Consider the following 20,374-nt stretch of genomic DNA (forward strand, 5'->3'; position numbering starts at 1 on the left):
CCACCCGCTTCACCAAACGCGCCGCCTACTACCGCTCCGAACTCACCATCGCCGCGATCATCCTCTGGCTCCGCGATTCACCGGACACGCCCTAGCTGCATGTTCTCCGGTCCTTGCTCGGGACGGCCGTCACTGGTAGGCGCGGGCCTGGAGCGCGTACATCTCGGCGTACGACCCGCCCGCGGCGGCGAGCTCGTCGTGGGTGCCGAGCTCGGCGACGCGGCCGCCGTCGAGCACGACGATGAGGTCGGCGTCGCGCACGGTCGAGAAGCGGTGCGAGACGAACAGCGTGACGCCGCCGGAGGTCGTGCCGGTCCGCCGTGCCGTCTCGGTGAACCGCTCGAACAGCGCGTGCTCGGCGGTCGCGTCGAGCGCGGAGGCGGGCTCGTCGAGCGCGAGCAGGAGCGGGTCGGGGCGCAGGAGGGTGCGGGCCAGCCCGAGCGTCTGCCACTGCCCGCCCGAGAGCTGGGCGCCGTCGGCGTAGCCCGTGCCGAGGACCTGGTCCAGACCGTCGGGCGAGCGCTCGACGATCGGGCGGGCGCGGGCCTCGTCGAGCGCGGCCCACAGGACGTCGTCGTCGTCGAGCGCGTCGACGCGCCCGATCCCGACGTCCTCGCGCAGCGAGAGCTCGAGGCGCGCGAAGTCCTGGAACAGCGTCGCGACGTGCGACTGCCATGCGCTGGGCGCCACCTCGGAGAGGTCGACGCCGTCCGCGAGGATGCGGCCCGACGTCGGCCGGTACAGCCCGCACAGGACCTTGACCAGGGTGGACTTCCCCGCGCCGTTCTCCCCCACGAGCGCGACGGTGGCCCCGGCGGGCAGGTCGAGCGTGACGCCGTCGAGGACGGGCCGGTCCGCGCCGGGGTAGGTGAACGTCAGGTCCTGGACGCGCACGCCCTGCTCGAGGCGCGCGGGGAGCCGCCCGACGGCGGGCGCGCCCGCTGCGGGCGTCTCGCCCGGGGTGGTCGTCCGGCTCGGGGGTGTCGCCGTCGCGCGCAGCTCGAGGAGCTTCTCGACCGTCCGTCCGGCGTCCTGCAGGTTGCCGAACAGCGACAGCGCGCCCGCGACCTGGGTGCTGACCTGGATCGCGAGCGTGACGACGAGCACGACCTGGCCGATCGCCGCCGTGCCGGACGCGGCGCTGCGGAGCACCAGGAGGACCGCGGCCCCGTAGGCGAGCGCGAACCACACCTGGCCCGCCGCGCGCAGCAGCGCGGAGCGCCGGTGCGCGCTCCACAGGATCGCCGTCGTGCGGTCCCACGCCGCGCGCTGCCGGTCCGCGACGAGGTGGCGCGCGCCGAAGAGCCGGATCTCCTTGGCCGACGAGCCCGTCGTCCCGGCGCTGACGAGGTGCCGGGAGAGGCGCACGTCGTCGGCGGTGACGTCGCGCGCGGCGTCGAGGACCCGCTGCGCGCGGTCGGCGAGCCAGACGGGCGGCAGGGCCGCGAGGGGCAGCAGGAGCAGCCACGGCTCGACGAGGCCGAGGATGACTGTGGTGACCAGGACCTGGAGCACCATGCCGCCGAGCTGGAGCGTGCCCTCGAGCGCGAGCCGGACCCGCTGCAGGCCCTCCGTCACCGCTGTGAGGAGGCGGACGCGGTCCGGGTCCTCGAGCTCGGCGAGGTCCGTCGAGCCGTGCGTGAGCTCGGCGACCTCGTCCAGCAGGCGGAGCTGCTGGAGGTCGGCGACCTCGAAGTACGACAGGTGGGCGAAGTGGCCCAGCATGAGCTCGGCGATGACGAGGGCCGCGACCGCGCACGCGAGCCCGACGGCGCGCGCGACGTCGGTGTCGACCAGCGCGTCGGTGAAGAGCCCCAGCCCGACGCCGACCAGGGGACCGGCGAGGAACCCGATCGTCAGGAGCACGACCGCCACGAGCAGGCGGCGCCGGTCCGTCCGCCAGGCGAGCGAGATCATGAACCGGGCGGCGAGCGCGACGCGCTTCATCGGGCACCTCCAGAGGTCAGGGCCGTCGCGGGACTCGTCGTGTCGGAGCCGGGGTCGGGATCGTGGTCCGGGTCGTCGGGCGCGTCGCTGCGGAACCGGCGGGCCTGCAGGACGAAAAGCTCGGCGTAGCGGCCGTCGGCGGCGAGCAGCTCGTCGTGGGTGCCCTGCTCGACGACGCGGCCCTCCGCGATGACGACGATCTGGTCGGCCGGCCGGACCGTCGAGAAGCGGTGCGAGATGACGACGGACGTCACCGCGCGCTCGCGCGCCACCGAGGAGACCGCGCCGTGGGCGAGGAAGCGCTCGAAGAACTCGGCCTCGGCGCGCACGTCGAGCTGCGCCGTCGGCTCGTCCAGGACGAGGACGTCCGCGCCGCCCGAGACGGCGAGCAGGGCGCGCGCGAGCGCGACCCGCTGCCACTGCCCGCCCGACAGGTCGCGGCCCCCCGCGTACCCGCCCGAGAGGACGGTGCCGAGGCCGTCGGCGAGGCCGTCCACGACGCCGTCCGCGCCGGCGGCGGCGATCGCCTCGCGCAGGCGGTCGGCGTCGTCGCGCAGCTCGGGCGCGCCGAGCCCGACGTTGTCGGTGACGGACAGCTCGAGGCGGACGTAGTCCTGGAAGATGAGGGCGAGGCGGCGCCGCCACGCCTCGAGCGGCAGGTCGCGCACGTCCACGCCGTCGACGGTGATGCGCCCCCGCGTCGGCTCGTACAGGCGCGCGAGGAGCTTGGTGGTCGTCGTCTTGCCGGCGCCGTTGAGCCCGACGATCGCCGTCGACGTGCCCGGGACGAGCGTGAGGTCGAGGCCACGCAGGACCCACGCGCCGTCGTCGGAGTACCGGAACCACACGTCCTCGAAGCGGATCACCCCGCGCGGGACGCGGGTGCCGTCGTCCTCCCGGCCGCCCTCGGGAGTGGCGGACCGCAGGCGCTGCTCGAACGTCTCGAGGGCGTCGAACGACAGGAGGCCGAACTGCGTCCGCATGTCGCACTCGGGGAAGTACACACCGAACCGCAGGGGGATGAGCACCGCCTGGATCGCGACGCCGAGCGCGAAGAGGTCGAGCACGTCGTCGAGGGCGACCAGGACCAGCACGATCGTGCCGCCGACCAGGCCGATCGCCGAGAACCCCACGAACGGCCAGAGCTGGAGCCGACGGTTGACCGTCCACTGCGGCTCGAGGTACGCCATCGTCTCCCGGCGCAGGCGCTCGCGCAGCCACCCGAGGACGCCGAGGAGCCGGACCTCCTTGGTGATCCCGGGCGTGGTCGCGAGCTCCCGCAGGTAGTGCATCCGGCGCCGCTGGGGGTGGAGGGTCTTCCAGATCGGGGTGAGCTTGCTGAACGTGCCGCGCACCCCCGCCCGCATGACGAGCGCCGTCGCGAGGATCACGGCACCCGCGAGCGGCGAGACGACGACCGCGACCAGCACGGCCGCGCCGACGAGCTGCACGTAGCGGCCGACGAGCGGGACGAGCGCCCCGGCCGCGTCACCGGGGCTCATGCTCTGGCGCGCGAACGCCGCGCGGGCGTCGGCGACGACGTCCAGCACCTCGGAGTCGTCGAGCAGCGCGAGCGGGGCGTCCGACAGCGCGGCACCGAGGAGACGGTCGATGCAGCGCTGGTCGACCCGACGCCCGATCGTCTCGACGATCCCGGCCTGGAACGGCGCGAGGAGCTGCTGCACGACCAGTGCTCCGACCGCGACGCCGAGCACCGCGAGGAGGTCGTCCCACCCGGCGCTCGCCGCGCCGTCGGTCATGCCCGGCAGGAGGAAGAGCACACGGCCCAGCGCGACGATGGACACGAGCGGCAGGAGCGCGAGCAGGACGCTCAGCGCGAGGCCCACCGCCACGAGGGGGATCCCCGCGTGCCGCAGGAGCCCCCACATCGTCGTCCAGCGTCGGACCCACTCCCCCAGCGGCGGCTGCTGCACCGTTCGTTCGGTCGCCATGGCTCCCCCACGTCGCGTCGTCGCCTCGTCGCGGTGACGCTAGCGCGGATCGTTCGGGGTCCGTAGTTATTGCCTGCTGGATGAGACGCCGACGGCCCGGAGCTGGCGGCGCGCGCCGGCGCCCGACCGGTATGATCGAGCCCACAACTGCAGTACAGCCGCCCGAACCACGACGGGAGAGCTCGGCGCCACGGTCCAGCGGGCCGGTGCCGGCGCCGAAGGAGCAAGTCCTCCCCGGGAATCTCTCAGGCCCCCGTACCGTCGAGGTGAGGCAACTCTGGAAAGCGGCCGTGCGCCCGTCGGACCTCCGGCGGCCGCGGCCCACCGACGGTGCAAGTCGGCGCGCCCCGGCCCTCGCGGCACGGCGGACCGGCAAAACTCTCAGGTCGACGCGTGCGTCCGATGACAGAGCGGGGAGGGACCCGCCGTCGTCCCCTCCACCGGGAGTCCCTCGTGACCCAGCCGTCCTTCGACCCCAGCTCACGGCACAACGCCGCGACCGGTGCGTTCGCACCGCGCCACCTCGGCCCGCGCGGTCGCGAGGTGGGCGTCATGCTCGACCAGCTCGGCTACGCCTCGCTCGACGCGCTCGTCGACGCGGCCGTCCCGGCGTCGATCCGCACCGAGCGCCCGCTCGACCTGCCCGCCGCGCGCACCGAGTCCGAGGTGCTGGACCACCTGCGTGCCCTGGCCGGCAAGAACGTCGTCAACACGCAGATGATCGGGCTCGGCTACTACGGGACCGTCACTCCCCCGGTGATCCGCCGCAACGTCCTCGAGTCCCCCGCCTGGTACACCGCGTACACGCCGTACCAGCCGGAGATCTCGCAGGGCCGCCTCGAGGCGCTCCTCAACTTCCAGCAGGTCGTCGAGGACCTCACGGGCCTGGACGTCGCGAACGCGTCGCTCCTCGACGAGGCCACCGCGGTGGCCGAGGCCGTCGCGCTCATGTGGCGTGCCTCGCGCGCGAAGAGCGGCTACGTGGTCCTGGACGCCGACCTCTTCCCGCAGACGCTCGCCGTGACGCTAGGTCGCGCGCACGCCGTCGGCCTTCCCGTCGTGGTCGCGGACCTCTCGGGCGGCCTGGACGCCGGCCTCGCCGCGGCCCGCGCGGCGGGGGGCTTCCCCGCCGGGGTGGACGACGACGCGCAGCTCGTGGGCGTCGTCGTGCAGCAGTCCGGGGCGTCGGGTCGTGTCGTGGACTGGCGCCCCGTGGTCGCGGAGGCCAAGGACGCGGGCGCGCTCGTCACCGTCGCGAGCGACCTGCTCGCCCTGACGCTGCTCGTCTCTCCCGGCGAGCTCGGCGCCGACGTGGCCGTCGGCTCGGCCCAGCGGTTCGGCGTCCCGCTGTTCTACGGCGGACCGCACGCGGCCTTCATGGCCGTGCGCAAGGGGCTGGAGCGGTCGCTCCCCGGTCGGCTCGTGGGCGTCTCGATCGACGCCGACGGCGACACCGCCTACCGGCTCGCGCTCCAGACCCGCGAGCAGCACATCCGCCGCGAGAAGGCGACGAGCAACATCTGCACCGCGCAGGCTCTCCTCGCCATCGTGGCGTCGATGTACGCCGTCTACCACGGCCCCGACGGACTCCGCGCGATCGCCGAGCGCACCCACGCCCACGCCACGACCCTCGCGGACGCCCTGCACGCGGGCGGCGTCACCGTCGAGCACGACACGTTCTTCGACACCGTCCGCACCGTCGTCCCCGGCCGGGCGGACGCCGTCGTCGCAGCAGCAGCGGCCGCAGGCGTGAATCTGTACAACGTCGACGCTGACCATGTACAGATCGCCTGCGACGAGACGACCACCGCTGCCACCCTCGCCACGGTGCTGGTGGCCTTCGGCCTCACGGACCCGTCCTCTACCTCGCCGGACCAGGCCTCTACCTCGCGAGGTAGAGGCATGGTCGCGCGCGGTGGTGAGGCGGACGCCGAGGCCGCCGGCGGCGTCTCGGACGCCCTGCCCGCGGCGCTCCGGCGCGAGACGAGCTACCTCCAGCACCCGATCTTCCACCTGCACCGCTCGGAGACCTCGATGCTCCGCTACCTGCGGCGGCTCTCGGACAAGGACCTCGCGCTGGACCGCACGATGATCCCGCTGGGCTCGTGCACCATGAAGCTCAACGCGACGGCGGAGATGGAGGCGATCTCCTGGCCGGGGTTCGCGGACCTGCACCCGTACGTGCCCGCCGACCAGGCGCTCGGCTACGCGGAGCTCATCGACGGCCTGGAGTCCGCGCTCGCCGAGATCACGGGCTACGCGGGCGTCTCGGTGCAGCCGAACGCCGGCTCGCAGGGCGAGTTCGCGGGCCTGCTGGCGATCCGCGACTACCACGTGTCGCGCGGCGACACGGAGCGCGACGTGTGCCTGATCCCGGCGTCGGCGCACGGGACCAACGCGGCGTCGGCGGCCCTGGCGGGCCTGAAGGTCGACGTGGTGAGGACCGCGGAGAGCGGCGAGGTGGACCTCGACGACCTGCGGGCGAAGCTCGCCGACCACGGTCCCCGGGTCGCGGCGATCATGATCACGTACCCCTCGACGCACGGCGTCTACGAGGAGCACGTGCGCGAGGTGTGCGACCTCGTACATGAGGCGGGCGGTCAGGTGTACATCGATGGGGCCAACCTCAACGCGCTCGTCGGCCTCGCGCGCCCGGGTGAGTTCGGCGGCGACGTCTCGCACCTGAACCTGCACAAGACGTTCTGCATCCCGCACGGCGGGGGAGGCCCCGGCGTCGGCCCGGTCGCGGTCGCCGAGCACCTCGTGCCGTTCCTGCCGGGCGATCCGCTCGCGCCGGTGACGGAGGCCGGAGCAGCGGGGGCGGGGCCTGCGGGTGCGACGGCGACGCCGGTCTCGGCGACGCGGTTCGGATCGGCCGGGATCCTGCCGATCTCGTACGCGTACGTCGCGCTCATGGGCCCCGACGGGCTGACCGAGGCGACGAAGACGGCCGTGCTCACGGCGAACTACGTCGCGAGCCGCCTCGCGGACCACTACCCGGTGCTCTACACGGGACCGGCCGGGCTCGTCGCGCACGAGTGCATCCTGGACCTGCGCGGGATCACCGCGGAGACGGGCGTGACGGCGGAGGACGTCGCGAAGCGCCTCATGGACTACGGGTTCCACGCGCCGACGCTGTCGTTCCCGGTCGCGGGCACGCTCATGGTCGAGCCGACCGAGAGCGAGGACCTGGCCGAGCTCGACCGGTTCGTCGACGCGCTGATCGCGATCCGCGGCGAGATCGACGCGGTCTCCTCGGGCCGCTGGAGCGTGGAGGAGTCGCCGCTGCGCGGCGCCCCGCACACGGCGGCGGCGCTCGTCGCCCAGGCGTGGGACAAGCCGTACTCCCGCGAGCTCGCGGGGTACCCGGTCGCGAGCCTGCGCGCCGGGAAGTACTGGCCGCCGGTGCGCCGCATCGACGGCGCGCGGGGCGACCGCAACCTGGTGTGCTCGTGCCCGCCTGTGGAGTCCTACGTGACGGGAGACCTCGCATGACCGACCAGCAGACCGACCAGCAGACCGGAGACCCGACGGGCAGGCCGACGGACGAGCCGACGGACAAGCACAGCCCGTTGCACGACGAGCACGTCGCGCTGGGCGCGAACCTCACGAGCTTCGGCGGCTGGCTGATGCCGCTGCGCTACACGTCCGACCTCGCGGAGCACCGCGCGGTCCGGGAGGCCGCGGGGCTGTTCGACCTCTCGCACATGGGGGAGATCGAGGTCGCCGGACCGCAGGCGGCGGCCGCGCTGGACCACGCGCTCGTCGGCAACCTCACCGCGGTCACGCCGGGGCGGGCGCGGTACACGATGATCTGCCAGGAGGACGGGGCGGTCCTGGACGACCTCGTCGTGTACCGCCTGGAGGAGGAGCGCTTCCTCGTCGTCGCGAACGCGGGGAACGCGGACCTGGTCGCGCGTGAGCTGGTCGAGCGCGCCGCCGGGTTCGACGCCACGGTCACGGACCAGGGTGCGGGCACGGCGCTCGTCGCGGTCCAGGGCCCCCGCGCGGAGGAGATCGTCGTCGGGCTGACGGACGGCGCCGGCTCGGACGCCGGCTCGGACGATGCCGAGACCGTGCGCGGGCTGAAGTACTACGCGGCCGTCCCGCTCGCCCTGTCGACGGACGCCGGTCCGGTCGACGCGCTCGTCGCGCGGACCGGGTACACGGGGGAGGACGGCTTCGAGCTGTTCGTGCCCGCGGACCGTGCCGCCGACCTGTGGCGCACGGTGCTCGCGGCCGGCGCGCCGCTGGGTCTCGTGCCGGCCGGTCTGTCCGCGCGCGACTCGCTGCGCCTGGAGGCGGGCATGCCGCTGTACGGGCACGAGCTCGACACCACGACCACGCCGTACGAGGCCGGGCTCGGTCGCGTCGTGAAGCTCGACAAGGTCGCCGAGGACGGCACCCCGCTCGAGTTCGTCGGGCGGGCCGCGCTCGCGGCGCGCCGGGCGTCCGCCCCCGCGCGCGTGCTGGTCGGCCTGAAGGGCCTGGGGCGCCGTCCCGCCCGGGCGGGCTACGCCGTCGTGCTCACCGACGCCGAGCCCGGGGGAGCGGTGGGGGAGTCTGCGTGCCGGGTCGGCACCGTGACCTCGGGGTCGCCCTCGCCGACGCTGGGCCACCCGATCGCGCTCGCGTACGTGACGCCCGAGCTCTCGGCGGAGGGCACCGAGCTCGCGGTCGACGTGCGCGGCCGGGCCGAGCCCGTGGTGGTCGTGCCGCTCCCGTTCTACCGTCGTCCCCAGCAGTCCTGACCCTGCCGTCGTCCCGAAGAGCTCGAAGGAGAACCCCATGACCGAGGCCCAGTTCCCGGCCCACCTGCAGTACACGGCGGAGCACGAGTGGATCGACGGCTCGAACCCGGCCGTCGTCGGCATCACCGCGACCGCCGCCGAGGCGCTCGGCGACATCGTCTACCTGGAGCTGCCGGAGGTGGGTGCCGAGGTGACCGCGGGGAGCGTCATCGGCGAGGTGGAGTCCACCAAGTCCGTGTCGGAGCTCTTCTCGCCCGTCACGGGCACCGTCGTCGAGGTGAACCAGGCCGCGATCGACGACCCCGCCGTCGTCAACTCGGACCCGTACACCGACGGCTGGCTCTTCAAGGTCGACGTGGTGGAGACGGGCGACCTGCTCACCCCGGACCAGTACGCGGCGCACGTCGGGAGCTGATCTCCTGGACGGAGTGTGACGTAGATCACATCACTGAACCGGCGTCAGACGGCGCGCGGAGCCCCTGCTCCGCGCCGTCGGGCGCCGGTTCCGTATCTCTGGAAACCCTTCCTGACCTGCGAAGACTATCCAGTACGGACGGCATGGGTCCGGCTCAGGACCCCCGCCGCGACGTCGGGGTGAAAAGTCGCGTCATGAACGGGACCTTCGTCCGTCTCTCCTTGTAGCAACACACCGGAACTCGCCACGTGGGGATGACGTGACCGGAGAGCACCTGGAGGAGAACATGAGCACGATCGAGCTGGTCCGCCCCATGGCGGCCCCGTCGGAGCTGGTCGCCACGCCGATCGCTCCGCTGACCCGCCGTGAGCGGGTCGTCCTGTCCAACCTGTCTGAGGACGTCACGCTCGAGCAGATCGCCACCAAGCTCTTCGTCACGCGCAACACGGTCAAGTCGCAGGTCCGCAGCCTCTACCGCAAGCTCGGGGTCTCGACCCGCGCCGAGGCCGTCGCCTGGGCGCGGGCGGCCGGCCTGCGCTGACCGACGGCCCGTCCACCCTGGCGGGCCGCCGGCGTGACCGCGTCACCCGCACGACACGACGCCGTGCGACACTCCGCGTATGACTCTGCGCAGACTGGTGGTGGCCGCGGCGATCGTCGACGATCTCGTCGCTCCGCGGCTCCTGCTCAGCGCGCGCCGGTCACGACCGTCGCACCTCGCCGGTCGCTGGGAGTTCCCCGGGGGCAAGGTCGACCCCGGTGAGACCCCGACGCAGGCGCTGCACCGCGAGCTGCGCGAGGAGCTGGGCGTCGCCGTCGAGCTCGGTGACGAGCTCGTGGGGCCCGACCACGGGACCTGGATCATCACGGACCGCCACGTCATGCGCCTGTGGTTCGCCCGGATCACCGCCGGGGAGCCGCAGCCGCTCGTGGAGCACGACGAGCTGGCCTGGCTCGACGCCGGGAGCTGGCTGACCGTGCCGTGGCTCGACGCCGACGTGCGGATCGTCGAGGAGCTGACGCGTCAGGTCGCGTCCGAGGCGGTCTGACCCGCGTTCCACAGCACCTCCCGCCGGACGGACCGGCGCAGCGTCCGCGCGACCGCGATCCGCCGCGGCTCCCGCCCGAGGCGCGCGACGACGTCGTCGTCCGGTCCGAGAAGAGCCACCGGAGGACCCTACCCGCCACCCCGTCCGTGAGTGCATGGAACGGTCGCGGCCGAATCGATCCGACCGCGACCGTTCCATGCACTCCGCGGGGTGGGGTCAGCCGACCGGCTGGACCCAGGGGGACGGGGCCGGGGGAGCAACGACCGGCGGGCGGTCGTTGCAGCTCGGCGCGCTGGGCACGAACCGGCCGAGCCAGTTCACGGTGCCCGGCTCCCACGGGCTGAGCGACGTGCCGTCGTTGCCGCCGAGGTCGGTGAGCGTGAACTCGGTGCCGCCGTCCGGGAAGTTGAACGCGCCGCAGTTGTTGACGCCCGCCCAGCCGACGTTGCGCGCGTCCACGTTCTCGAACGACGCGCCGCCGCGCACGCGCGCGCTCACCACGGAGGTTCCCGTGCCGTCGACCCGCACGTCCTTGAAGGCGACGCCCTCGATCGCGACCTGGTCCTTCACGCCCCAGTCGGAGACCAGCATGATCGCGTTGTACGTGCTGTCGAGGTAGTGGTCGCCGGTGACCCGGACGTCGGCGTCGATGTCGCGGTCGAGCGCGTAGAACCAGATCGCGCCGAGCCCGATGTTCCAGTTGAGCTCGAGCGTGCCCGCGCGCACGGCGGTGTTGTCGGTGAGGTCGAGGCGACCCGCGAACGGCTCGGCGCCGAACCGCGACCCGACGTGCAGCCCGCTGCCCTCGCGCACCGGGTCCGCGACGAGGTTCGCGCGGACGGTGTTGTCCGTTCCGCCGTAGACCGCGATGCCGTTGGCGAGGGTGTTCGACTGGACCGTGTTGTTCTCGAACACGTTGCCCGAGTTCGTCAGCTTCTCCGACCACATCGCGAGGCCGTCGTCGCCGGTGTTCCGGACGAAGACGTTCCGCACGACCGAGCTCGTCACGCCGCCGTGGAAGTTCAGCGCGTCGGCGACCTGGTCGACGACCACGGTGTCCTCCACGCGCAGGTCGTCCATCGGCCCGTCGAACCACAGCCCGACCTTGGTGTGCTGGATGTACAGGCCGGAGATCGACGAGTTGCTGAGCGCGCCGCCGACGCCGTTGACCTGGTCGGTGTCGATGCGCTCGCGCACGTCCCCGACGATCGCGAAGTCGCGCAGGTGCACGTTCGTGCTGCCGCCCTCGTCCGCGTACCTCCCGTAGAAGCCGACGCCGGTGTGCACGGACCCGTCGGGCGCTGGCGCGTCGAGCGCGACCTCCTTGCCCGTGAAGATCGTGTACCAGCTCCCGGCACCGTGGATGGTCACGCCGTCGACGACGATGTGCCGGTTCACCTGGTAGACGCCCGGCGGGACGTAGACCTCGAGCCGGTGCTTCTTGGCGAACGCGATCGCCTTGTCGAGCGCGTCGGCGGAGTCGCGACGACCGGTCGGGTCGGCCCCGAAGAGCAGCGCGTTCGCAGCGAGGAGGCGCACCTTCGGGGGCGCGACCTTCTCGGAGTCGAGCAGGTCGATCACGGTCCACTCGGCGGCGCCGCGCGTGGGCACCGCGAGGCGGACGACATCCCCCTTCTTGTACGTCTTGCCCAGCAGCAGGCGCTGCTCGTCGTAGAACTTCATGGGCCGGAAGGGCGTGTCGAACGTCGGGGTCGGCGTGGTCTCCGCGGGGACGCACGCGCACTCGGCGACCCACCAGCCGGGCTGGAGGAGGCCCGCCGTCGGGTCGTTCGTGAACGGGTACTGGTTGTACAGGTAGGAGTAGGCGGACGTGAGCGTCATGCGCCGGTCGAGCCCGACCTTCTTGCCCTGGCGCAGCACCGACACGTCGAGCGGCGAGGTGATCCCGCCGCCGGCGGGCGCGTCGGGGATTGAGTACCGGACCGTGATCGCGTTCGCGTCGGCGGGGAGCGTGAACTCCACGTTCTGGCCCGCCGTGAGGCGGACGGCCGAGCGTCCCGACGCCTCGGCCTCGATCGTGTACGCGTCACGACCAGGGCCGATGACGGTCCCGGTCGTCACGGCGTTCTCGGCCTCCTGCTCGAGGAACGGGACGGTGGCCCCGCGGCCCTCGACGAGCGCCGGGTCGACGGCGGCGCGCGTCACGACCGCGGGGGCCGGGGGCCGGGGCTTGCCGTGGGCGAGGGCCGACGACGCGGTGCCCGCCACGAGCGTGAGGGCGACGGCCGCGGCGGCCGCGACCCGGGCGCGGCGCCGTGGCGCGGGGTGGTTCGTGCTGCGAATCATCGTTGACCCGTCTTCTCTCGGGAGGCGGTCCGCCTCCGTGCTCACCGGGGGGCGTGCTGACCCTCCGGCCCGCTGCGCGGTCGCACCTCCGCGCAGGGTCGTTCGTGCCGAACACTAGAGCGACGTCGAAGCGAGCACAAGGCTCTGTTGTGATATTGCGACTTGTCGTCTATTTCTTGCATCAGCAGTCCTGCCCGTCGGTCGGCCGAGCGGCGCCCCGTGGACATCGACAGGCCCGGACGTCCACCCTGGGTAGACGAGCGGTCCCACCACGGTAGAAAGGTGCCCATGGGCCTCAACATCAAGAACGAGCGCACGCACGCGCTGGTGCGCCGGCTCGCGGAGACCACGGGCCAGTCGCAGACGAGCGCGATCGAGGAGGCGGTCCAGCATCGTCTCGACGAGGTGCTCGAGTCCCGGTCGAGGGGCGACGAGGCCGTCGCCGCCCGACGCGCCGAGATCGCCCGGCTCCTCGACGAGATCCGCGTCGACCTCGACGTCGAGAGCGTGCGCGCAGCCGAGGCGGCGCTCTACGACGAGAGCGGCCCCCTCGGTGATCGTCGACACCTCGGCGATCGTCGCGATCGTCCTCGGTGAGCCCGGCGCCGACACGCTCTCCGAGATCCTGCTCGCCGCCAGCCGCCCGCGCATGGCCGCACCGACCCTCGTCGAGCTCTACGCCGTCCTGGACAACCGGTCGTCCCCGGCGCAGCGTCGTCGGCTCGACGCCCTCCTCGAGCTGTACGGGATCGAGGTCGAGCCGTTCACGGCCGAGCACGCCGAGATCGCCCGCGAGGCGTACCGCGAGTTCGGCCGGGGCAGCAGCCACCCGGCGCGCCTGAACATCGGGGACTGCTTCGCCTACGCGCTGGCCGCCGCGACGCGCGACCGGCTCCTCTTCGTGGGCGACGACTTCTCGCGCACCGACCTGCGCCCCGCACACGAGGCTGCACCGCCGGCCTGAGCCGGGTTCGCGCGCCGGGCGCCGACGACGGCCGCCGCGCGGAGCGGCACCGTGCCCGGTACGTTCGCCGCGTGAGTCGACTCGGAACCAGGATGCGTGCGTCCGCCGCCGCCGCGGGGGAGAGGGTCCCGCCGTGGGTCTCCGTCACGCTCGGCGTCGTGTGCACCGTCGTCGGCGCGGTGCTCGTCCTGCGCCCGTTCGCGTCGCTCGCGCTGCTGGTGGTCGCGGTCGTCGTCGGAGCCGTCGTCCTCGGGGTCACGGAGCTCGTCGGAGGCCGGTCGCCCGACCGGGGAGACGATGCCGGTGCACCGCGCTCCCCGCGCTGGCCGCACGTCGCGCGCGGCCTGCTGTTCCTCGCGCTCGCGGTGGCGGTCGTCGTGTGGCCGGCGCCGTCGATCGTGGTCGTCGCGGTCCTCGTCGGCGTCGGGCTCGTCGTCGCGGGCGTCCTGGACGGGATCGAGGGGGTGCGGTCGGTCGGCGTCGACCGCTGGACCCGCGTCGCGCTCGGTGCGGCCTCGGTGGTGCTGGGCGTCCTGGCCCTGGTGTGGCCCGACATCACGGTGCTCGTCGTCGCGGTGGTCCTCGGCGTCCGCGTCGTCGTCCTCGGCGTCCGCCTCGCCGTCGCCGGGATCCGCCGCGCCCGCGCGCGGGCGGGATCCCCCGGGGCCACGTACGGCGCCGTGCCCGACGGTGCGGGAGGCGCGCCGGTGGCGCCCGGCCCGTCCGGGCCGCACCGCCACGGCCGGGTCGCGCTCGTCGGCGCGGTCCTCGCGGTCGTCGCCGCCGGGGCGCTCGCGGCCGTCAGCGTCGGGCTGCACCGTGCGGCGCCGCAGGTCGACGCGTTCTACGACCCGCCCGCGTCCGTCTCGGCCGAGCCCGGCAGGCTCGTGCACGCCGAGCCGTTCACGCGCGAGATCCCCGACGGCGCGACGGCGTGGCGCATCCTCTACACGACGACCCGCGACGAGGGGGAGCCCGCCGTGGCGAGCGGGGTCGTCGTCGTGCCGGACGCCGTCGGGGACACCGCCGCCGCGCCTCCTGTGATCGCGTGGGCGCACGGCACGACGGGCTACGCGCGCGGCTGTGCGCCGTCGGTCCTCGACGAGCCGTTCGAGTCCGGTGCGTTCTTCCTGCTCGACGACGTCCTCGCGCACGGCTGGGCGCTCGTCGCGACGGACTACGTGGGCCTGGGGACCGACGGCCCGCACCCCTACCTCGTCGGCCAGGGCGAGGCGCGGTCCGTCCTCGACGCCGTCCGCGCCGCGCGCGAGCTGGACGGCCCGACGCTCGGCGAGCAGACCGTCGTCTGGGGTCACTCGCAGGGCGGCCACGCCGCCCTGTGGACAGGGGCGGTCGCCCCGGAGTACGCGCCCGACGTCCCCCTCGCGGGCGTCGCCGCGCTCGCGCCCGCGAGCGACCTCACCGGCCTCGTGTCCCACCTGGAGAGCGTCACGGGCGGCAGCGTCTTCGCGTCGTTCGTCGTCGAGGCGTACGACGCGATCTACCCGGACAGCGACGCGGCGGGCTACGTCCGGCCGGGTGCGCGGTTCGTCGTGCGGGAGATGGCGTCGCGCTGCCTGTCCGAGCCGAGCGCGCTCGTCTCGGTCGCGGAGGCGCTGTCGATGGACCAGCCGCTGTGGACGACCGACCCGACGTCCGGCCCGCTGGGCGAGCGCCTGGCCGAGAACGTGCCGACGGGCCCGGTCGCCGCGCCGCTGCTCGTCGCCCAGGGTGCCGCGGACACGCTGATCCTCCCCACGGCGCAGGAGGCGTACGTCGGTGCCCGGTGCGCGGCCGGGCAGCCGGTCGACTACCGCACGTACGCGGGGCGCGACCACGTCGGGCTCGTCCAGGCCGACTCCCCGCTCGCCCCGGACCTCGTGCGGTGGACCGAGGCGCGCCTCGCGGGCGAGCCCCCGACCCCGACGTGCGCCGCCGGCTGACCCGTCCTCAGGGGGCGACCAGGCCGCCGTCGGGCGCGCGGACCCCAGCCGCCCACGCGTCGTGGCCCGCGAGGTCCGCCGGGTAGCGGGCCGCGGCACGCTCGTCGAGGTCGACGCCGAAGCCCGGCGCGTCGTGCGGCCGCAGCCAGCCGTCCACGATCCGCAGCGTGCCGGGGAAGACCTCGTGCACGGCGTCGGAGTACACGTGGCCCTCCTGGATGCCGAACGCGGTCGACGTGACGTCGAGCGCGACGTTCGCCGCCGCGCCCACGGGCGAGGTGTCGCCCGGGGCGTGCCACGCGGTGCGCACGCCGACCAGCTCGGCGGCCGTCGCCAGCGCCCGGCCCGCGCTGAGCCCGCCGATCGCGCTGAGGTGGCAGCGGATCAGGTCGACGCCGCCGCCCAGGACGAGCCGCGCGGCGTCGGTGGACGACGTCGCGAGCTCGCCGACCGCGATCGGCACGGGCGAGGCGGCGCGGACCTCGGGCAGGCGGTCCCAGTGCTCGGGCGCGAGCACGTCCTCGAGGAAGAACGGCCGGTAGGGCTCGAGCGCCCGGGCGAGCAGCACCGCCTGCTTGGGCGTGAGGCGCGAGTGGACGTCGTGCAGCAGCTCGACCTGATCGCCCAGCGCCTCGCGCGCCGCCGCGAAGAGCCGCGGCGTGCGGCGCAGGTACTCCTCGACGCTCCACCCGTGGGGGTTCGGCGCGGCGGGGTAGCCGGGCTCGGGGTCCGCGGCGGTCCCGTAGTGACCGAGGCCCGGCTGGCCGGTCTGGATGCGCACGTGCCGCCACCCGGCGCCGACGATCCGCGCCGCGTCGTCGATCGTCTCCTCGACGGTCCGCCCGCTCGCGTGGAGGTAGGTGTCGGCGGCGTCGCGGACCTTGCCGCCGAGCAGCTCGTGCACCGGCATACCCGCACGCTTGCCGGCGATGTCCCACAGCGCCATGTCCAGCCCGGAGATCGCGTTGTTCCCCACGGGCCCCTCGCGCCAGTACGGCGCGAGCCGCGCGAGCCGCACCAGGTCGCCGATGTCGCCCGGGTAGCGGCCGACGACGATCCGCTCGAGGTGCTGCTCCACGTACGCGACGACGGCGTGCCACCGCTGCGTGTACGTCGCGCAGCCCAGCCCGTAGAGGCCGGGCACGTTCGTGTCGACGCGCACGACGACGAGCGGGATGCCGTCCGGCGCGGTGACGATCGCGCGCACGCCGGTGATGCGGGTGCCGTCGCGCGCGGGCCACGGGTTCGCGAACGCCGGGTCGACGGGGTCGACGGCGGGGAGCGGGGCGGGCGGGGCGTCGGTCACGGGGTCTCCGGGGCGGGTCGGGCGTCGGGGCGGTGGATCGAGTGTCGCGGGCGGAAGCCGAGCAGCTCGCGCGCGCGGCGGGTGTCGACGAGGCCGTCGCGCGGTCCGACGGCTCGGGTGAGCGGCACGCCGGGTGCGTACCGGGCCAGGAGCTCCGGGGTCGGGGTGTCCAGGAGCGTGTCGTCCGCGGCGAGCCCGACGACGTGCGCGCCCGTGACGTCGGCGGTCAGCCCGGCCTCGATCGCCGCGACCGCGTCGCGCAGGTCCAGGTAGGCCCAGCCCTCGCGCGCCATGGCGCGCGGGTCGCGGGCGACGGCGGCCGCGGTCTCCCGGCGGCCGGCGGCGTCGCGCACGTGCGGGAAGCGCAGCGCGACGACGTCGATGCCCCACCGCCGCCACGCGGCCCGGGCGGCGGCCTCGTCCGCCTGCTTCGAGAGCGAGTACGCGTCGGCGACGTCGGCGGGCACGTCCTCGTCGAGGGGGTAGTACGCGGGGTGCACGTCGTGCGGGTTCATCGGGACCCCGAACGCGTTGATGCTGCTCGCGACCACCGCGCGCCGCACGCCCCGCTCGCCCGCGAGCGAGAGCACGGCCCAGGTCGCGGTCGTGTTGGTCGCGTACACCTCGAGCGGGGTGCCCAGGTCAGGGTGCGGGATCGCCGCGAGGTGCACGACGGCGTCCGCGTCCGCGAGCCCGCGGCTCACGTCCTCGGGGGAGCGGGCGTCACCGACGACGAGCCGGTCGGCGGGGCACGGGCGCTCGAACGTGGTGGACAGGGCCGTGACCTCGTACCCGTGGTCGAGGAGGTGGCGCACCGTCGCGCGGCCGATGCCGCCGTCGGCACCGGTGACGAGGACGCGCGTCATGACCTCACCCTACGTCGCCGTCAGGAATGATCGTCGTGTTCTTGCGGTCCCTCTGTCGAGGTCTTGCTCTCCGACGTGGCGACGCCCGCTCGTGCGCGCAGCATGCTCGCGACGTCCGCGAGCGTGCTGCCGACCGCGCGCGGCGCGCGCTCCGGGCGGAGGTAGCGCGCGTCGTCGTCCGGGTCCTCGGCCTCGCCGTGCGCCGCGTCGGCGCCGGTCCCGCCACGCGGGGCGTCGGTCAGGACCGGGGCGGGTGCCGCCGTCGTGCCCGGCACCACGCGGCCGCCGCTCGCACGCCAGGCGAGCGTCGCGTCGACGAGGCGCCGGTACACGCCCGCGTCGAGCGGGTCACGGAGCCACGCGTCCGCCGCCTCGGCGACGTGCCGCGCGAGCCGCCCTTCCTGCTCGGTCACGTCGTCTCCTGCGGGGTGGTCGGGCTTCGCACCGGCCCATCCTCCCGCGCCCGGCGTCGAACTGCTTGCGAGCGCCCGCGCGGCGCGCGACGGTGGCGAGCGGAGGTGGTCGCCGTGGCCGACGTGTTCCCCCGGATCGCCCAGGTCGTGCTCGACACGACCGACGCCCGTGCGCTCGCGGAGTTCTACCGTGCGCTGTTCGGGCTCGCGTACCGCGCGGGCGACGAGCCGCCGCCCGTCGGCGAACCGGACCCGGCGGGTGCGGACTGGCTCGTGCTGCGTGCTGCGCCGGGCGGGGTCCAGCTCGCGTTCCAGCAGGTCGGCGCGCTCCCGCCGTCGACGTGGCCGGACGACGGTGTGCCGCAGCAGCTTCACCTCGACTGCACCGTGGCGGACGACGCGGAGCTCGACCGCCAGCACGAGCGCGCCCTCGCGCTCGGGGCGCGCCTGCTCCACGACCGTTCGGACGACCCGGAGGAACCGCTGCGCGTCTACGCCGACCCGGCGGGCCACCCCTTCTGCGTCTTCGTCGGCTGACCGCCGGCGATCGACCCTTGCATACCCCCCACCCGTATAGTGCCTTCACCGCCAGATACCCCCATGGGGTATCTGGCGACGGATTGCCGTCGCCTCGCGTGCCGCCGTCCCCGGCGGCCGGACAGGGCCTTCGCGGCCCGGAGGAGGACGCTCGATGTCGGACGCATCGAGGCGGGGGTGGGCCCTCGGGCTCATCGCCACCGCGCAGTTCATGGTCATCATGGACACCTCGATCATCGGGGTGGCCCTCCCACGGATCCAGGAGGACCTCGGCTTCTCGCCGGGGAACCTGTCGTGGGTCTTCAACGCGTACGTCGTCGCGTTCGCCGGGCTCCTGCTCCTCGGAGGCAGGCTCGCCGACCTCTTCGGCGCCCGCCGCATCTTCACGATCGGCTGGGCGGTGCTGCTCGTCGGCTCCGTCGTCGCCGGGGCGGCCGGGACCGTCGTGGTCGAGCTCACCGGGCGCGTGGTCCAGGGCGTCGGCGCCGCGCTCGTCGCCCCCGCCGCGCTCACGCTGCTCATGTCGATCTTCGGGTCCAGCCCCCGGGAGCTCACGCGGGCGCTCGCGGTCTACGGTGCCGCGGCACCCGCGGGCGGCACCGCCGGCGTCTTCCTCGGCGGGCTCATCACCGAGTACTCGAGCTGGCCGTGGGTGTTCTGGATCAACGTGCCGATCGCCGTGCTCGTGCTCGCCGTCACCCGGGTCCTGCTCCCCGCCGGCTCGACCACGCGGGGGTCCGTCGACGTCGTGGGCGCGCTCACGGTCACCGTGGGCCTCGGCGCCCTCGTCTTCGCGGTCGTGCGGGCACCCGAGGTCGGGTGGGGCGCGGCGCAGACGTGGGTCGTGCTCGGCGCGGCGCTCCTGCTGCTCGCCGGCTTCGTCGTCAGCCAGGCGCGGCGCAGCCAGCCGCTCGTCCCGCTGCGGATCTTCCGGACCCCGAACCTCGGGGCGGCGAACCTCGCCCAGGCGCTGCTCGGTGCCGCGTGGGTCGCCATGTGGTTCTACCTCAACCTGTACCTGCAGCAGGTCCTCGGGCTGGGCGCCTTCGCCTCCGGCGCCGCGCTCGTGCCGATGACGGCGCTCGTCATGGTCGGGATGGTCGCTCTCGCCCCGCGCCTCATCGCCCGCTGGGGGAGCAAGGCCCTGGTCGTCGCCGGTTTCCTGGTCCTCGCTGTCGGTCTCGGGTGGCTCTCGCTCGTCCGGCCCGACGGCGCGTACGCCGTCGACGTGCTGCCCGCGACGCTCGTCGCGGCGCTCGGCATGTCGCTCGCCTTCATCCCGTCGCTCGGGACCGCGATCTCGAGCGCCCCGCCGCAGGACGGCGGCCTCGCGTCCGGGATCGTCAACACGAGCTACCAGGTGGGTTCCGCCCTCGGGCTCGCCGCGATGACGGCCGTCGGAGCAGCGTTCGGGGCGACCGCGAGCGACGACCTCGTCGCGCTCACCGAGGGGTACTCGGCGGTCTTCCTCGGGGCCGGGGTCGTCGCGCTCGTCGCGGCGCTCCTCAGCGCGGTGCTGCTCCGCACGCCGCCCCCCGCCGCGGCCGGCGAACCGGCGCGCGAGAGCGAGACCGTCGGCGCGTGAACCGCGCACGACCCGCCACGGGCGGTCGCGAGCCACGCCGCGACCGCCCGTGGCGTGCTCGGCGCCGAGCGACGGCCGTTCGTGCTCGTCCTCGGGCTCACGCTGATCGCCGCGGCCGACGACGTGCTGACAACTCGACGACCGTGCGCCGCCCGGGCACGTGAGGTACTGCCGCGACCGGCCGCCGTCGGGCGTGACCACGCCGCTCCCTCGGGCCACCAGGGCTCTACCTCGACCGACCAGAGCTCTACCTCGGCGGACCGGGGCTCTACCTCGGCGGGTGGCAGGTCAGGCGGACTTCTCCCGCGGGGTGCGGCTGCGCGCGGTGGAGGTGCGCGG

The 20,374-nt window shown here is 74.3% G+C and carries 17 protein-coding genes and 1 riboswitch; of the genes, 10 read left to right on the plus strand and 7 right to left on the minus strand.

Features of this window, described 5'->3' with window-relative positions; translation table 11 throughout:
- Positions 1 to 129 precede the first annotated feature (129 nt).
- Positions 130 to 1,947 carry an ABC transporter ATP-binding protein gene (locus ACZ402_RS19830; RefSeq protein WP_375826079.1) on the minus strand — a complete coding sequence of 606 codons (1,818 nt, stop codon included), beginning with the start codon at positions 1,945 to 1,947 and terminating at the stop codon, positions 130 to 132.
- The gene (locus tag ACZ402_RS19835; RefSeq protein ID WP_375826078.1) at positions 1,944 to 3,899 is read right to left on the minus strand and encodes an ABC transporter ATP-binding protein; all 1,956 of its coding nucleotides are present in this window, start codon (positions 3,897 to 3,899) and stop codon (positions 1,944 to 1,946) included. The genes ACZ402_RS19830 and ACZ402_RS19835 overlap by 4 nt, the downstream gene beginning before the upstream one ends.
- A gap of 163 nt (positions 3,900 to 4,062) precedes the next feature.
- A riboswitch (glycine riboswitch) is annotated at positions 4,063 to 4,170 on the plus strand.
- 131 nt (positions 4,171 to 4,301) lie between these two features.
- Here ACZ402_RS19835 and gcvP point away from each other — a divergent pair.
- The 5 genes from gcvP (at position 4,302) to ACZ402_RS19860 (ending at position 10,114) form a co-directional block, all read left to right on the plus strand.
- Positions 4,302 to 7,394, plus strand: a complete 3,093-nt coding sequence (gene gcvP / locus ACZ402_RS19840) for an aminomethyl-transferring glycine dehydrogenase (RefSeq protein WP_375826077.1) — start codon at positions 4,302 to 4,304, stop codon at positions 7,392 to 7,394.
- A complete protein-coding gene (gcvT, locus tag ACZ402_RS19845) occupies positions 7,391 to 8,650 on the plus strand; it encodes a glycine cleavage system aminomethyltransferase GcvT (protein WP_375826076.1) in 1,260 nt (419 codons plus the stop codon). Before gcvP ends, gcvT begins: the two co-directional genes overlap by 4 nt.
- A 37-nt stretch (positions 8,651 to 8,687) precedes the next feature.
- Positions 8,688 to 9,065, plus strand: coding sequence for a glycine cleavage system protein GcvH (gcvH, locus tag ACZ402_RS19850; protein ID WP_253051657.1), 378 nt, complete (start codon positions 8,688 to 8,690; stop codon positions 9,063 to 9,065).
- 286 nt (positions 9,066 to 9,351) lie between these two features.
- Positions 9,352 to 9,606 (plus strand): LuxR C-terminal-related transcriptional regulator, encoded by a 255-nt coding sequence (locus tag ACZ402_RS19855; protein ID WP_375826075.1) that lies wholly within the window; start codon positions 9,352 to 9,354, stop codon positions 9,604 to 9,606.
- Positions 9,607 to 9,685: 79 nt separating this feature from the next.
- Positions 9,686 to 10,114 (plus strand): (deoxy)nucleoside triphosphate pyrophosphohydrolase, encoded by a 429-nt coding sequence (locus tag ACZ402_RS19860; RefSeq protein WP_375826074.1) that lies wholly within the window; start codon positions 9,686 to 9,688, stop codon positions 10,112 to 10,114.
- Here ACZ402_RS19860 and ACZ402_RS19865 read toward each other — a convergent pair.
- Together ACZ402_RS19865 and ACZ402_RS19870 are read right to left on the minus strand one after the other, a co-directional pair.
- Positions 10,090 to 10,233, minus strand: coding sequence for a hypothetical protein (locus ACZ402_RS19865; protein WP_375826073.1), 144 nt, complete (start codon positions 10,231 to 10,233; stop codon positions 10,090 to 10,092). The two genes, ACZ402_RS19860 and ACZ402_RS19865, sit on opposite strands and share 25 nt — an antisense overlap.
- A gap of 97 nt (positions 10,234 to 10,330) precedes the next feature.
- Positions 10,331 to 12,421: a glycosyl hydrolase family 28-related protein gene (locus ACZ402_RS19870; protein WP_375826072.1), complete on the minus strand. Its 2,091-nt coding sequence runs from the start codon at positions 12,419 to 12,421 to the stop codon at positions 10,331 to 10,333.
- A 288-nt stretch (positions 12,422 to 12,709) separates the two neighbouring features.
- Between ACZ402_RS19870 and ACZ402_RS19875 the strand changes: the two genes are divergently transcribed.
- The 3 genes from ACZ402_RS19875 to ACZ402_RS19885 all read left to right on the plus strand — a co-directional run bounded on the left by ACZ402_RS19875 (position 12,710) and on the right by ACZ402_RS19885 (position 15,328).
- Positions 12,710 to 13,018 (plus strand): type II toxin-antitoxin system VapB family antitoxin, encoded by a 309-nt coding sequence (locus ACZ402_RS19875; protein WP_375826071.1) that lies wholly within the window; start codon positions 12,710 to 12,712, stop codon positions 13,016 to 13,018.
- A complete protein-coding gene (locus tag ACZ402_RS19880; RefSeq protein WP_375826070.1) occupies positions 12,975 to 13,385 on the plus strand; it encodes a type II toxin-antitoxin system VapC family toxin in 411 nt (136 codons plus the stop codon). The genes ACZ402_RS19875 and ACZ402_RS19880 overlap by 44 nt, the downstream gene beginning before the upstream one ends.
- 71 nt (positions 13,386 to 13,456) lie before the next feature.
- Entirely contained in the window at positions 13,457 to 15,328 is a 1,872-nt protein-coding gene (locus ACZ402_RS19885; RefSeq protein ID WP_375826069.1) for a lipase family protein, read from the plus strand.
- 7 nt (positions 15,329 to 15,335) lie between these two features.
- On the opposite strand, the gene ACZ402_RS19890 is transcribed toward ACZ402_RS19885, so the two are convergent.
- Genes ACZ402_RS19890 through ACZ402_RS19900 form a run of 3 tightly spaced genes read right to left on the minus strand, consistent with a single transcriptional unit; the run spans position 15,336 to position 17,913 of the window.
- On the minus strand, positions 15,336 to 16,634 hold the full coding sequence (locus tag ACZ402_RS19890; RefSeq protein ID WP_375826068.1) for an enolase C-terminal domain-like protein: 1,299 nt from the start codon (positions 16,632 to 16,634) through the stop codon (positions 15,336 to 15,338).
- Complete coding sequence (locus ACZ402_RS19895; protein WP_375826067.1) at positions 16,631 to 17,500, minus strand: NAD-dependent epimerase/dehydratase family protein; 870 nt, start codon at positions 17,498 to 17,500, stop codon at positions 16,631 to 16,633. Before ACZ402_RS19895 ends, ACZ402_RS19890 begins: the two co-directional genes overlap by 4 nt.
- Positions 17,501 to 17,520: 20 nt before the next feature.
- Positions 17,521 to 17,913, minus strand: coding sequence for a hypothetical protein (locus ACZ402_RS19900; protein ID WP_375826066.1), 393 nt, complete (start codon positions 17,911 to 17,913; stop codon positions 17,521 to 17,523).
- A 114-nt stretch (positions 17,914 to 18,027) separates the two neighbouring features.
- Here ACZ402_RS19900 and ACZ402_RS19905 point away from each other — a divergent pair, with 114 nt between their 5' ends.
- Positions 18,028 to 18,450 carry a VOC family protein gene (locus ACZ402_RS19905; RefSeq protein ID WP_375826065.1) on the plus strand — a complete coding sequence of 141 codons (423 nt, stop codon included), beginning with the start codon at positions 18,028 to 18,030 and terminating at the stop codon, positions 18,448 to 18,450.
- Between the two features lie 154 nt (positions 18,451 to 18,604).
- Positions 18,605 to 20,035 (plus strand): MFS transporter, encoded by a 1,431-nt coding sequence (locus ACZ402_RS19910; RefSeq protein WP_375826064.1) that lies wholly within the window; start codon positions 18,605 to 18,607, stop codon positions 20,033 to 20,035.
- Positions 20,036 to 20,374: the final 339 nt, after the last annotated feature.

It is taken from the genome of Cellulosimicrobium sp. NPDC030954, from assembly GCF_055571305.1.

Coding starts and splice junctions, on each gene's coding strand:
- ACZ402_RS19830 (WP_375826079.1), bottom strand. CDS start 1,947: ATGAAGCGCGTCGCGCTCGCCGCCCGGTTCATGATCTCGCTCGCCTGG.
- ACZ402_RS19835 (WP_375826078.1), bottom strand. CDS start 3,899: ATGGCGACCGAACGAACGGTGCAGCAGCCGCCGCTGGGGGAGTGGGTC.
- gcvP (WP_375826077.1), top strand. CDS start 4,302: ATGACAGAGCGGGGAGGGACCCGCCGTCGTCCCCTCCACCGGGAGTCC.
- gcvT (WP_375826076.1), top strand. CDS start 7,391: ATGACCGACCAGCAGACCGACCAGCAGACCGGAGACCCGACGGGCAGG.
- gcvH (WP_253051657.1), top strand. CDS start 8,688: ATGACCGAGGCCCAGTTCCCGGCCCACCTGCAGTACACGGCGGAGCAC.
- ACZ402_RS19855 (WP_375826075.1), top strand. CDS start 9,352: ATGAGCACGATCGAGCTGGTCCGCCCCATGGCGGCCCCGTCGGAGCTG.
- ACZ402_RS19860 (WP_375826074.1), top strand. CDS start 9,686: ATGACTCTGCGCAGACTGGTGGTGGCCGCGGCGATCGTCGACGATCTC.
- ACZ402_RS19870 (WP_375826072.1), bottom strand. CDS start 12,421: ATGATTCGCAGCACGAACCACCCCGCGCCACGGCGCCGCGCCCGGGTC.
- ACZ402_RS19875 (WP_375826071.1), top strand. CDS start 12,710: ATGGGCCTCAACATCAAGAACGAGCGCACGCACGCGCTGGTGCGCCGG.
- ACZ402_RS19895 (WP_375826067.1), bottom strand. CDS start 17,500: ATGACGCGCGTCCTCGTCACCGGTGCCGACGGCGGCATCGGCCGCGCG.
- ACZ402_RS19910 (WP_375826064.1), top strand. CDS start 18,605: ATGTCGGACGCATCGAGGCGGGGGTGGGCCCTCGGGCTCATCGCCACC.